The organism is Brevibacillus fortis, from assembly GCF_003013395.1.
GTDB classification, from domain to species: Bacteria; Bacillota; Bacilli; order Brevibacillales; family Brevibacillaceae; genus Brevibacillus; species Brevibacillus fortis.
In genome coordinates this window covers 18,037-33,531 of the sequence record NZ_PXZM01000064.1, presented here as the reverse complement: position 1 = coordinate 33,531, position 15,495 = coordinate 18,037, and the positions used below count along the sequence as shown (strand labels likewise).

Below are 15,495 nucleotides of genomic sequence, written 5' to 3'. Positions count from 1 at the left end.
CCTGCAACTCGGTACGCTTCGCGTCGAGCCAAATCAATTAAAGCAATAACTGCCAGTATCAATTGAATAGCAATGATAGGTGCAAGAAGCTGAATGTCGAATGGCATGGATAAAACCTCCAAATTTTATAGTTATTTTAAAGTTTATCATTATTTTGATTCTTTTCCCACCCGCCACCATGAAATGAGGTGACGGATGGGCATTTATTTTTTTATAGCTGGGCTTGTTCCCGTAATTTTAGTTGACCGCTTCTGATAAAGTAATCAATGACTTTACCGAAAACTTCTTCGTCGATTTCCGGGCATTCAATGTCGTTTTGGCGCAGCAAACGAGTCGATTTATTGCCTACATAGACTACACTTCCTCTGCTTGTGTGGCCGTCTGTGAACAGGTTGCCGAGCGGTGCGGCTGAGTTGGCCTCATTACCTTTTTCTTTCGCATCTTCTTGCACCGCTTCAATCCACTCATCCATGGTGACTCGTTCCAAATCAAATCCTCTGTTTTCAATCGCTGAAATCAGGTCTTCGTAATCGGTCGCGTTCGGGTTGAGCAAGTGGAAGTTTTCGCTCAAGCTCTGCTCGGTCATGGAGAGATGAACGATTCCTTTGCTTGCAAAATCAACTGGCATCATGTCCAGATCGCCGCTCATGTCAGGAGCTTTGCCCAAATCGATAATTCCTGCTGCAATTCTCCACATCAGGTCGTCCTTCTGGCATGCTCCTGTTTCGCTGTCCCCAGTCATCCGTCCGCAACGGTATATCGCCGCTGGAATGCCGCGTTCGCGTGCGAGATTGACGATATGCTCGCCTACCCACTTGCTCTGCGTATAACCGGAAGTGAGGACGCGACTGTTCTCTGGCATGTCCTCTTCGCGGAAGGCCATGGATTCTTCCGTCTCTTCGGATGCAAATGTGAAAATCGTTGAGACGAAATGCACAGGCTTGGTCTTTTTGGCTACAGCAAGGCGGAGGATTTCCTCAGTCCCTTTTACGTTTGCTTTCTTCAGGGCTGCGTACGGATAGACAAAGTTAACGAGAGCACCGTTGTGGTAGAGCACATCCACTTTTTCAGCCAGCTCGGAAAACTGATCGTCGGACAGATTGAGTCGTGGCTGTGCCAAATCACCGATTACAGGAATGATCCGATGCGCCTGCTCCTCATTCCATAACTCGTATAGCTCTAATGTTTTGCGTAGTCGTGCCATTCCTTCCTCTTCGTCAGAAGCTCGAACGAGGCAGTAAATGTCAGCATCTGTCATCTGTAGGAGATCACGCAACAAGAAAGCACCAAGGAAACCAGTGGCTCCTGTCAACAATGCCGCTTGGAACTGGCTTGGATCACCCACGTACGGATGTTCAGGCTGAATCGCTGGATCGAGTACGACTTCATCCTTGAGATCCTTTGCGTCGATGTCATGGGAAACAGCAGAAAGACCGTGTTTGAGAATTTCCTCGATGGTCTTGGCCATACCCGCAATAGTCGGGGTCTCGAACAGGATTCGCAGCGGTACCTCGAGCTGTAGCTCTTCGCGAATCTTGAAGATAAGCTGGGTAGCGAGCAATGAGTGACCACCGACCTCAAAGAAGTTGTCGTGCACTCCGATTTTGTCCATTTCCAGTACGGCGACCCAGTGCGTATGCAACATGATCTCGACTGGCGTTTGCGGCGCTTGGTATTCGACGCCTGATTCTGTGCGGTCGTATTCCGGCTTTGGTAGCGCTTTGCGATCCAGTTTACCGTTTGGCGTCTTCGGTAAGCTCTCCATGATCATAAAGTGTTGCGGAATCATATAGGCTGGAAGCTTGTCGGTCAGGAAGTGGTTCAGGTCATAAGACGTACTTGTGTGACTCGCTTCGAACACAATGTACGCTACCAGACGTTTATCTCCTTCCCTGTCTTCACGAGCGACCAGCACGACTTCCTTGACTTCAGGGTGACGTCTCAGGACAGATTCGATTTCGCCCAACTCAATGCGGTAGCCTCGGATTTTGACCTGGTAATCAACACGTCCCATAAACTGAAGATTCCCATCTGGCAAGTAGCGTACGAGATCTCCAGTCCGGTACATTCTCTCCCCTGGCTCACGGAACGGATTTTGCACAAAGCGTTCCATGGTCAGATCGGGGCGGTGGAGATAGCCACGTGCTAAGCCTGATCCACTGAGGTACAATTCTCCCGGTACGCCTACTGGAACTGGTTTGCGATGGTTGTCTAATACAAATACTTGCGTATTGAACTGCGGTCGTCCGATCAGTGGTTCTCTGATGGCTCCTTTTTTCACGATGGAGTGTGTAGAGTAAACCGTGTCCTCTGTCGGTCCGTAGAGATTAAAGACTTTTTCTACGTTTTCAAACGTATACAATTCCTGCGCCAGCTTGTTGGAAAGTGGCTCACCGCATAGGTTCATGACTCGCACCGACGCTGGAATACCTTTCATACGCACAAGCTCCATCGCTGCTGACGGTACAGTATTGATCAGTGTCACCTGATTGGCTGCTGGCAAGGCTGGCAATTGTAATGCATTTTCCGCCATGATCACTTTGCCACCCATGGTCAGTGTTGCGAACATTTCGTAGACAGACAAGTCAAAGCAGATTGACGTGGAGAACAGTACGCCGCTCATCTCCTCTGCTGTGAATGTGTCGTGTGCCCACGATAGGAAGTAAATGACACTGCGATGTTCGAGTGCTACACCTTTTGGATTGCCTGTAGAACCTGACGTGTAGATGACATAGATCAAATTGTCGGAAGTCGCAAGCTTGGTCGGGTTCTCCTCGCTTTCGCCAGCAACTGCTTCCCAATCACTATCTAGGCAGATCACTTTGGCGTGGTGCTCAGGCAGAGTTGGTAGCAGATTTTCTTGCGTTAATAGGACTGGAACCTGTGAGTGTTCGATGATGTAGGCAATACGGTCTGCTGGATAGCTTGGGTCGATTGGCACATAGGCGCCGCCAGCTTTCATAATGGCCAAAAGTCCAATCATCATCTCCGTTGTCCGCTGTGAGCAGATACCGACGAGCACTTCGGGTCCTACTCCTTGCTTTCGTAAATAATGAGCCAGCTTGTTCGCTTGTCTGTTCAACTCACTGTAGGTAATCGTTTGCTCTCCTACGATTAGAGCGATGTTGTCCGGGGCTTTCGCCACCATGTCCTCAATCATTTCATAAACGCATTTTTCTTTCGAGTACAGCGCTTCTGTACGATTCCATTCGGTAATGAGTCGTTGTTCCTCTTCCTCACGCATGAGCGGTAGCAAGGTGATTGACTGATCCGGGTTGGCAATGATTTCTTCCAGAAGCTTGTGGAAATGATCAACCATTCGAACGATCGTACTGTGATCAAACAACGCCTTGTTGTACTCCAGGGTAGCAATGAGACCGTCTGATGTCTCCAACATGGTCACCGTCAAATCGAACTTCGAGGTGACGGCTTCCGCGCCGACGTCAAAGCTGCTTATCTGAATATCATCAACAGGATCTACCTTCATCGGGATGTTTTGCAGAATAAACATCACTTGGAATAGTGGCGAGTAGCTCATACTACGCTCCAGCTGCAGTTCATCTAACAATTTTTCAAATGGAACGTCTTGGTGTGCATAAGCTCCCAGAGCTGTTTCACGAACGCGTGCAAGCAATTCGCGGAAGCTTGGTTGACCTGACATATCTGTGCGTAAAACGAGTGTATTGATGAAGTAACCGATCAGCTGCTCCGTCTCTTGTTTGTTACGTCCCGCAATCGGAGTTCCGACGAGAATATCTTCTTGATTCGTATAGCGGTACAGCAGCGTTTGGAAGGCTGCAACCAATGTCATGAAGAGTGTAGTCGTTTCTTTTCCGCTCAGATTACGCAATTCTTCCAAGAGGTCGGCTCCAAACTGAATGGAGAGCTTCTCTCCTTCGTATGTCTGTACAGATGGGCGCGGTCGATCTGTTGGTAGTTGCAGTAATGGTTCACTGCCCTTGAGTTTTTCTCTCCAGTACTCGAGCTGTCCATCAAGAACCTCTCCACTTAACCATTCACGCTGCCAGACAGCAAAATCTGCATATTGGATTGGCAGTTCCGTAAGTGGCGATGCCACTCCTTGACTAAACGCTTTGTAATTGGTCATTAATTCGCTCATCAAAATTCCCATCGACCAACCGTCTGCAGCAATGTGGTGCATCACGAACAGGAACACAAAGTCATTTTCGTCGAGCTGAACCAGATTTGCTCGGAGCAACGGACCTTTGGTCAGGTCAAATGGCTCGAGTGTGGCCTGCTCGGCAAGGCGTTTGACTTCTGCTTCCCGTTCAGCAGGTTTCATAGCCCGCAAATCGGTTTGGATCATTACCCAATCGTCCTGAGGGTGAATCACTTGAACAGGTCGTCCGTCACGAACCTCAAAGCGAGTACGCAAGCTCTCGTGACGCTGTATGATGGCTTTCAAGCTTTTTTCCCAAGCGAATATGCTGAGGTCTCCTTGGATACGTAAGAAGGATGGAATATTATTGACTGAGCTTCCTTGCGTGAACTGCTCCAGGAACCACAAACGCTGCTGGGTAAATGACAATGGGAGCGGTTCTTTGCGAGATACGCTCACAATCGGTGGAGCCATCTTGATGGATGTTTGCTTGGTGAGCATAACCAGCTGTTCACTAAGCCCTTCGACTGTTGGGTATTCAAACAACGTACGAATTTGCAACTCTACCCCAAAGATTTCCCGCAGGCGAGAAACTGTCTGCGTTGCAAGCAGCGAGTGTCCGCCTAATTCGAAAAAGTTGTCATGTACGCCCACTTTCTCTGTGGAGAGGATTTCAGCAAAGACGTTGGCGACCATTTCTTCCACTGGGGTACGTGGAGCGACATATACGGCTGTAAGCTGGCCCCAATCTGGCGTAGGTAATGCTTTGCGGTCAATTTTTCCGTTGATCGTAAGTCGAATTTCCGGAAGCCACATGAAATGCGACGGGATCATGTACTCGGGAAGCTTCTCTTTGAGCCAGAGCTTGATTTCGTCTATGGACGTCTCCTGCTCCAAAGCATTGGTCAGATATGCTACCAATCGTTTGTCACCAGGTCTAGCTTCTCTCGCAATAACGACTGCTTCTTTGATTGCTTCATGTTGTCTCAATGCTTCTGCAATTTCGCCTAACTCGATACGGAACCCACGGATTTTCACCTGATCGTCGACACGACCGATGTAGTCCACGTTGCCATCTGGCAAATAACGGACGAGGTCGCCTGTTCGATAGAGGCGTTCTCCCGGTTGACCGAATGGATTCGGAATAAATCGCTCTGCTGTAAGCTCTGGACGATTCCAATAACCACGCGAAAGACTCTCGCCACCAATGTACAGCTCTCCCGGAACACCGATAGGGACTGGCTGAAGATTTCGATCCAACACGTACAGCTTGGTATTCGGGAATGGACGTCCAATAGTCGGGGCATTGTCAGCATCCGTTAAAAGAGCGATGACCGTACCAACTGTTGCTTCCGTCGGTCCGTAGCAGTTATAAAATTTTCGTCCTTTTGCATAGTGGGCAACCAGTTCACGGCTGCATGCGTCTCCTCCCACCTCAAGGCAGACCAGATCCGGGTACTCTTCAACAGGTAGTGACGCGAGTACCGAAGATGCCATCGATACCTTGCTGATGCGACGTTCACGAAGGGTGCGAACGAGGTCTGGGCCTGGTAACAGAGACTCACGATCTTCGATGATTAACGTTCCTCCTGAGAGCAGAGCCTGTAGAATCTCAGAAATGGAAACGTCGAAGCCAAATGACGTAAATTGCAGGACACGGCTGGATTCGGATATTTCGAAGTAACTCATGTAAGCCTGCACCATATTCATCACACTGCGATGCTCAACAGCTACCCCTTTAGGCAATCCCGTTGTACCGGATGTGTAGATGATATAGGCGAGATTGGTTGAACCTACACCGCTTTGTGCGTTTTCTACGGACATCCGCTCGTAGAACCGATCTTCATCCAGGCAAATGACGTTCGCTTTCGTTTTTGTGAATGGCTCTGCAAGTCTCGCTTGTGTCAGCACGACAGCTGCTTGTGAATCTTCCAGCATGAAGGCCATTCTTTCTTCGGGATGAGCTGGATCAACCGGTACATAGGCTGCTCCCGCTTTTAACACACCAAGAATGCCAATGATCATTTCCATGGAGCGCTCCACGCAGATGGCAACAGTCGTATCAGGCTGCACTCCTTGAGCGAGAAGCAGATGCGCTAACTGGTTGGCTCTTTGGTTCAGCTCCGCATAAGTCAAGGCTTGTTGTTTATACTCAAGTGCAATATTTTCAGGAGTTTTCGCGACTTGTTGTTCAAATGCCTGATGGATGCAAAGCTCGCGTGGATACTCCTTCTCTGTGCGATTCCACTCGATGAGTACCTGCTCGCGCTCGATATCATCTATCAACGTCACGTCACTCAGATGCATCTCCGGAGACTTGCTCATAGTGACCATGAGTTGGGTAATTTGGTTCAAGACCCGCTCGATCATCGCGTCATCAAAACGATTTTGTTCATACTTGAGTTTGATTGCCACTTGCTTGCCTGGTGCTGCCACCAAGGTAAGTGGATAATTCGTTTGTTCGACAGCTGCTACGTCGTGAATTTCCAAAGAAACACTGGGCATAGCTGCATTAGACTCGTCTGTTTCTTGCCCTGCTGCTTGTACAGCCGGATAGTTCTCAAATACGAGTATCGATTCAAACAGTGCAGATCCACGCGGCAGATCGCTCCATCCTTGGATGTCGAACAGCGGAGTGTATTCATAATGGCGTATCTCTAATTGCTTGTGCTGCAAGTCTCTCAGCCACTCTAGCACGGTCGCGTTCGTCTGCAATGATATCCGAACAGGTAAGGTATTGATAAAGGAGCCTACGATCGTCTCAACATTGGAGAGGTCTGCCGGACGCCCTGAACCTGTCGCACCAAAAATCACTTCCTCTTCCCCGCTGTAGCTTCCCAGAATCCATCCCCACGCCCCTTGTACCAAGGTATTGAGTGTTAACTGGCGTTCGCGTACGAATTTTTGCAAGTGCTCGCTTGTTTCTTCTGACAAGAGGATGCTCTTCTCTTCGTATTGCTTCGGTCCCGCGGTGACTACTGTTTTGCTCATTCCCAAGGTAGTTGGTTCGTAAAAGCCTTTTAGTTGGTTTACCCAGAATTGCTTGGCTTCCTGCATATCCTGACGTTTCAACCAAGCAATGTACTGGGAAAACGGCTGAGGATGTCCAAGCTTAACTTCTTGTCCTTCGCTGATCGAGGCATAATAGGCAAACAGCTCATTAAGTACCAAAGGAACGCTCCAACCATCAAGTAGGACGTGATGGAAGCTCCAAACGAAGCGATAGCTTTCTTCTCCTGTTCGGAAGACAACCCATCGTGACAAAGGAGCATGTGTAATATCGAAGCTTCGTCTACGGTCTTCCTCTAGAAAAGCGGTAAACATCTCATCCTGTACATCCGAATGCAGATGACGCCAATCTTCCTGACAAAGAGATACGTTAACCTCTTTGCGGACAATTTGGTGTGATTGATTCAAACCTTCCCAGACAAAGTGCGTTCTTAGAATGGAATGGCGGTCCATCACTTTTTGCCATGCTTGCTCGAATACCGGCACATTCAGGTTCTTGAAATCAATGGCAAATTGGACGACGTAATCCCCGCTGTCGCTTGCATACAGGGAGTGGAACAGCATCCCTTGTTGGAGCGGCGAAAGTGTATAGATATCCTCGATATGTCGGTCAGAACCAATGTGTTTGTCGATACTCTTCTGATCCAATTCAGCCAGAGGAAAATCGGATGGTGAGTAACCGCCAGCTTCCTCTGTCGCACAATGGGCAATAATCTCACGAAGCGCATCCATATAGTCCTTCGCGACAGCTGTAATCGTGCTCTTTAGATGAATCTTCTCACTGTATCGCCAAGTCACATGCAGTTGTTCCCCTGCAACGACACTATTTACGTCGATCAGGTGGTGTCGTTCGGCGGCCGGGCTAAGGTTGGAACCGCTGGACTCAGGTGCCCAGCCAAATAAGGAATCGCCATCGACAATCTGATCGATTTTTCCCATATAGTTGAACAGCACTTGTGCTTGAATGCGGGAAATTTCATCGACAATATTCTGATCCGCATGGAGGTAACGAAGAACGCCGTAACCAAGCCCTTTGTTTGGGATCGCACGCAGTTCTTCTTTGGTCGTCAAAAGTGCTTTTCCTATGGAGAATGTTTCGTCCCATTGAAGGTGCACCGGATACATGCTGGTGAACCAGCCGATGGTACGGGACAGATCGATTCTCTCTGACAATTCTTCACGGCCATGCCCTTCTACGTTTACGAACACAGATCGATTACCCGTCCACCGAGTAAGTGACTTCGCCAAAGCGGTTAGCAGGACGTCATTGATCTGAGTGCGGTATGCCTGCGGTACGTTTTGCAGTAGTGCTTTGGTTTCTTCGCTGGTCAATGTAGCGCTGACGGACATTGTAGTTGCTTCTGTATTTTCCCCATCATCCGTCACGTCCACAGGTAGTTGTGCTGAATCGACGGAGGATTTGGTCAACCAGTATCTTTTTTCGTTTTGCAAAGCATCTGAATTCGCGTAGCGCTCCAGTTCATCCGCCCATTCTTTGTAGGATGTGGTTTTCGCTGGTAGTTTCACCTCTTGCCCTGTGGCAATTTGTTGGTAGGCGTTGTGCAAGTCCTCTAGAATAATGCGCCACGATACCCCGTCTATGACTAAGTGATGGGCGACGATCAACAGGCGATTGGGTTGGTCTTGACCCAAATAGAAATAAATGGACTGAACCACATGCCCTTCAAACAAATTCAGACTTGCCTGTGTCTCATCTGCAATCTTTTCGATAGCCTTGAATTGTTCATCTGGTGTCAGGTGGGTCAGATTTTCAATCCGGAATGGAATCGTATCACTTGGCGCATCCATCTCTTGTTTCCAGCCGAACTCTGTCTGTGTATAGCGCATGCGTAAAGCATCGTGCTGAAAGAGTAGGTGCCCTACCGCTTGTTTCAGTACTTCCTGATCAATGCCTGCCTGAATGGAGAGCAGCACGGATTGATTCCAGTGATGTCTGTTCTTCAACGGAAGCTGGAAGAACCACTTCTGAATCGGCAAGAGTGGCAATTCGCCGATAATAGGACCTTGTTCAGCAAGGATCGCTTCTTTTTCCTCTACGACCTCTGCTAATTCAGCGATGGTTTGGTATTCGAATAATTGCTTCGGAGTGAGCCTTAGACCTGATTGATTGGCACGTGACACAATCTGGATACTGAGAATCGAATCACCACCCAGCTCGAAGAAATTATCGTGTATTCCAATTTGGTCAATACCGAGAACTTCTTTCCATATAGCGGCAAGGTGTTGCTCCTTCTCCGTAGTTGGTGAGACAAATTTTCCTTCCAACTCAGGACGATTGAAATCAGGTGCAGGCAAATTTTTACGATCTACCTTTCCGTTTGGTGTGAGCGGCAGATAATCTAACGGGATGAAAAATGCAGGAACCATGTAATCAGGCAGTACTTCCTTTAGCGCTTTGCGGATGTCACTTGTAGCAATCTCCGTGTCCTCTTCTAAAACCAGGTAGGAAGTAAGACGCTTCGTTCCTTGATGATCCGTGCAGACAGTGACCACTGCTTCTTTTACCGCAGGGTGAGCGATAATGGCTGTTTCTACTTCACCCAGTTCGACGCGAAATCCGCGAATACTCGTCTGATCATCTGCACGACCGATGAACTCAATGTTGCCGTCCGCCAGGTAGCGCACCAAATCCCCTGTGCGGTAGAGACGTGCTCCTTCTATTTCGCTAAAAGGATGAGTGACAAAGCGCTCTTGTGTCAGTTCGGGACGGTTCAGGTAGCCGCGCGCCAAGGAACTTCCACCAATGTATAGCTCACCAGTGACTCCTACGGGAACAGGCTGCATACTCGCATCGAGAAGATAGACTTGCACGTTATCAATAGGACGTCCAATGGATGGTGCAAAGCTTTGTCCTGCCCCTATCGGAACGATACCAGCTGTTGCAACGACTGCGTTTTCGGTTGGACCGTATTGGTTCACCAGGGTAAACGGAAGTTTCGCACTTGGATAGTGATGGAGCTTGTCTCCTCCTGTCAGCATGTAACGAAGCTTGGTATGGCTCGGCCAATTCAGAGCCAGCAAGCTCTCTGTTAAAGGCGTCGGCAAAAAGCTGATGGTGATCTCAGAATCGATGAGCCAATCACGGAGTTTTTCCGGTACAAGACGGATTTCCTCTTCTGGCAAATAAAGTGTGGATCCTTTTGTTAAATAAGGCCAAATTTCCCATACAGATGCGTCAAATGCCGTCCCGGAGATCTGCGATGCTCGATCTACGGACGTGACATTATATACTCGTTGATGCCAAGAAATTAGATTGAGAAGCGCGGCGTGCTCGATCTCAACCCCTTTTGGCGTACCTGTCGAACCAGATGTGTAGATGACGTAAGCAAGCTGGTTCGTCGTAGTCAAGTTCATTGGAGTCGTCGTACTTTCTTGGGCGATCGACTCCCAGTCTGAGTCTAGGCAAATCAATTGGCTCGTACCCGCAGGGAGTTTTTCTGCGAGTCTGGCTTGTGTAAGTACAATCGACATACCTGCATCCTGCATCATGAAGGCGAGACGATCCTTGGGATACGCTGGGTCCATTGGTACGTAGGCACCGCCAGCTTTCATGATAGCTAGTTGACCGATCAGCATCTCGATAGAGCGCTCAACGCAGATCCCTACCAGATTTTCCTGACCGATTCCCTGCTTCTGCAGATAATGCGCCAGTTGATTCGCTTTGGCATTCAATTCCGCATAGGTAATGGATTGGTCGCGTGTGAGAACAGCCAGCTGGTTGGGCATTTCATGGGCGACCTGATCCACCAATTCATGCACGCAATGATCCTTGGAGTAGGCAACTACGGTGTTGTTCCATTCAGATACTACCTGCTGCTGCTCCGTTTCTCCCATCAGTTGTATAGCGGTGATGGCTTGATTTGCGTTGTCAGCAACGGCTTTGAGCAGCTGGGTAAAGTGTTCGATCATTCGTTCTACTGTATTCTGATTAAATAGAGATGTGTTGTACTCGAATGTAGCGGACAGGCCGTCTGCCGTCTCTGCCATCGTCAAGGTGAGATCAAACTTGGTTGTCTCTACCTGTTGACTACCTTTTGGCGGCAACATGCGAATCCCGTCAAGTGCTTCTACCTGAACCGGAATATTTTGCAGAACGAACATCACTTGGAACAATGGTGAGTAACTGAGACTGCGCTCTAATTGCAGCTCGTCTACGAGCTTTTCAAAGGGTAGATCTTGATGGGAATAGGCTCCCAAGGCTGTTTCCCGCACACGGCTAAGTACCTCTCTGAAGCTAGGGTCGCCTGACAAATCTGTTCGCATTGCCAATGTGTTGATGAAAAATCCAATTAATCCTTCTGTCTCTTGGTGACTGCGTCCTGCTACAGGAGTACCGACGAGGATGTCGTCTTGTCCTGTATATCGATACAGAAATACTTCGAATGCTGCGAGCAACGTCATAAACAACGTCGTACCTTCGCGTTTGCTCAAGGAAAGCAGATTCGTCATCAGCTCTTTGTCAAACATCAGTGTGATGCTGTTTCCTTCATAGGACTGAACAGCAGGACGGGGACGATCTGTCGGCAAGGCGAGAAGCGGTTCTGCTCCACCCAGCTTTGCACGCCAGTAGGACAGTTGTTTTTCCAATACGTCTCCTGTAAGCCATTCGCGCTGCCATGCCGCATAATCTGCGTATTGTATAGGCAGGTTGGTAAGTTGCGGTACTTCTGATTTGCTAAATGCCTGATAGCAGGTAAATAATTCGCTGAGTAAAACACCCGCTGACCAACCATCGGCGATGATATGGTGTACGTTCAGCAGGAAGATGAAATCCTGCTCTCCTGTTTGAATAATCGTCGCACGAATGAGCGGTCCTGTGACGAGGTCAAACGGCTTGTTTGCATCTTCTTTGGTCAAGCGTTGTCCTTCGTCGTCTCGTCTATCATCTGGCAGCTCTCGTATATCCATTCTGCTCAGTTTCCAATCAACCTCTGGATGAATCACCTGAACGGCTTCCCCGTTAATGTCAGAGAATGTTGTACGCAAACTCTCGTGACGGCAGATAATCATCTGCAAACTTTGCTCCAGCGCTTCAATGTTAAGCTCTCCTTGCAAACGAACGGCAGTTGGAATGTTGTAGAGAGCACTGTTTGGCATCAAGCGGTCAAAGAACCATAAACGCTGCTGTGCAAAGGAAAGCGGCAAATGTCGATCACGTGAAACGGGTACCAGCGGAATGCTAGAGAGTCCAGATTTGTCCTCGTTCATGGATACAATAAATTCGCTGAGTCTGTTGACTGTCGAGTATTCGAATAAGGCACGGAGCGGTAACTCTACGCTAAACGCTTCTTTTAAGCGGGAGATGGTTTGCGTAGCCAAAAGAGAATGGCCTCCAAGCTCAAAGAAATCGTCGTAGCTACCGACTCGTTCTACCGAGAGAACCTGCGCCCAGATGTTGGCTACCAGCTCCTCAGTAGGAGTACGGGGGGCAACATAATTACGCTGCGTGGAAAGTTGTCCCCAATCTGGTACTGGTAGTGCTCGTCGGTCTACTTTTCCATTAACCGTGAGCGGAATAGTCTCTAGCCATACAAAGCCTGCTGGTATCATGTATTCAGGCAACGATTCTTTCAGGAAAAGAGCGAGCTCCTCGGCAGTTGGCTTGTCTCCCGTTGCTACCAGATAAGCGGCCAAGCGTTTGCCTCCCGCTTTTTCTTCACGGACGATGACCACAACTTCATGGACGGCAGGATGCTGTCTGAGCGAATTTTCAATTTCTCCCAATTCAATGCGATAACCGCGAATTTTGACTTGATCATCCATACGTCCAAGGAATTCGATGTTGCCGTCTTGCAGATAGCGAACAAGGTCGCCTGTCCGATAGAGGCGCTCTCCTTCTTTGCCGAACGGATGAGTGATAAAGCGTTCTACTGTTTGTTCTGTACGATTCCAGTAGCCGCGAGCCAAGCCTTTTCCTCCGATATACAGTTCACCTGGTACGCCGATAGGCACGGGCTGCATAATTGCATCCAGAACGTACATCGTCGCGTTGGCAATTGGTCGACCGATAGGCGGATTGCTCATTCCAGCCTGGCAACGCATCATCGTGGAGCAAACCGTTGCTTCCGTTGGACCGTAGCAGTTGAAGAACTGGCGATTCGCCGCATAGCGTGCCACAAGTTCACGGCTCGGAGCTTCGCCGCCTACAATCAAGGTGCAAAGGTCAGGCAGGTCAGCTTCAGGCAGTGCCGCTAGTACGGAAGAAACCATGGATACGGTGGTAATGCGTTGTTCTTGCAAAACTTGGATCAGCTCAGGGCCTGGCAAAAGGGACTCTCGATCCTCGATGACCAGCGTCGCACCAGCGAGTAAGGCCATCACAATCTCCGACACCGATACGTCAAAGCTAAACGAGGTAAATTGCAGAACACGACTGGTTGGCTGAATATCAAAAGCATTGATCAAGGAATGAGCCATATTTACCACACTGTGGTGCTCTACCATTACCCCTTTTGGCTGTCCTGTTGAACCAGAGGTATAGATTACATAGGCAAGGTTATGGTCTGTGACCTTGCAAGCAACGTTGGCGATAGGTTCATTCGTTACATGATTGCTGTCTATACAAATGACATTCGCCTGTGTTGCTGGCAAGATGTCCATGAGAGACTGCTGGGTCAGCACAACATTTGTCTGTGAATCCTCGATCATATAGGCGATGCGCTCTTGCGGGTAAGCCGGGTCAATCGGTACATAGGCAGCTCCCGCTTTTAAAACACCGAGTATACCGATGATCATCTCAGGGGAACGATGCACGCATATGCCGACGAGTGTATCCGGTTTTACCCCTTTACTTACGAGCTGATGGGCCAGTTGGTTTGCTCGCTCGTTTAGTTCCTTGTAGGTTAGTTCTACGTTTTTATAAGTAACGGCAATCGCATCTGATGATTTCTCCACTTGTTGTTCAAACGCCTGATGAACGCACAGGCCGCTCGGATATTCCTCCGCCGTCTGGTTCCACTGAACGAGAACCTGTTCACGTTCGTTTTCGCTGATTATAGAAAGGTCGGCAATCCGTTGCTTGGCGTTTTTAGCGATAGAAATTAGTAGTGAATGAAGCTGATCAAGAACTCGCTCAATAGATGGAAGCTCAAACTGACTTTCATCAAATTTGACTTTGATGTCGATTGTTTTGCCTGACGCCGCAACCAGAGTAAATGGATAATTGGTTTGCTCCTCGGAATGTACATCTATTATCGAAAGCTCACTCTCTCCACTACCGCCGCTAGAATTACCGACAGGAGTATTTTCAAAGACGAGAATGCTCTCAAACAGGGATTGTCCACGCGGCAAGTCGCTCCAGCCTTGGATTTCCACTAGTGGAGTATATTCGTACTGGCGGAAGTCGGCTTGCTGTTGTTGCAAAGATTTGAGCCAATTGATTACGCTCTCCTCCGCTTTTACCTGCACGCGGACAGGGAGTGTATTAATAAACAGACCAATCATCGTCTCGACTCCAGGCAAATCGGCAGGACGTCCGGATACCGTTGCGCCGAAAATAATGTCGTCCTGTCCACTGTAGCGATTCAACAGCAGTGCCCATGCGCCCTGCACGATCGTGTTGACCGTCAGGCGATGTTGACGAGCCAATGTCTGTAATGATTTGGAGATGGCCTCGGAAACGGTCAGATCTAGCTCCCGATAATTTTTCTGATCAAGGTACGGATTTTTATAAGCTCGACCGAATGACAGTGGCGTGGTTTCCGTAACGCCTTGTAGATACGTGCGCCAAAACGCCTCCGCTTGCTTCAAGTCCTGCTTTTTCAGCCAGACGATGTAGTCACGGTAAGATTTAACCGGAGGAAGTTGTACAGGCTGTCCTTTGCATAGCATGTTGTACGCCGCAAACACTTCCCCGAAGACTAGCGGCATACTCCATCCGTCTATCAGCACGTGGTGCAAGGTCCACGAAAAATGAAAGGTATTACTACTCAAACGGAACAGATCTAATCTCATCAACGGCGCTTCTTCGATATTGAAACCACGTTTGCGATCATTTTTAGTAAAGGCATGTAGAAACGCTTCTTGTTCGGAGGAGGAAAGATGAATAATGTCATGTTCCACCAGGGAAACCTTCAGCTCTTTCAAGACAACCTGGACGTATTCTTTTACTTTACCGCCAATAAACCTGGTGCGAAAAATAGCGTGTCTGTCTACTAGGCATTGCCATGCCTGTTCGAATAACGGAATGTTCAAGGGACCTTGCAGCTTCAAGCCCATCTGTACGATATAGGCTCCGGACTCTGGTTCCAGCAAGCTGTGGAAAATGAGTCCCTGCTGCAAAGGAGTAACGGGATAATACGTTTCAATGTTATTCATCTTCTCCTGCCCACTCCCATAAAAAATTT

1 protein-coding gene is annotated in these 15,495 nt (G+C 48.7%); it reads right to left on the bottom strand.

Annotated elements, in window-relative coordinates:
* Positions 1–211 precede the first annotated feature (211 nt).
* On the bottom strand, positions 212–15,466 hold the full coding sequence (gene lgrD / locus C7R93_RS29110; RefSeq protein ID WP_106842061.1) for a linear gramicidin non-ribosomal peptide synthetase LgrD: 15,255 nt from the start codon (positions 15,464–15,466) through the stop codon (positions 212–214).
* Between the last annotated feature and the right edge of the window lie 29 nt (positions 15,467–15,495).

What these genes read in the sequence shown, in the direction of transcription:
- lgrD (WP_106842061.1), bottom strand. Translation starts at nt 15,466, where the DNA reads ATGAATAACATTGAAACGTATTATCCCGTTACTCCTTTGCAGCAGGGA.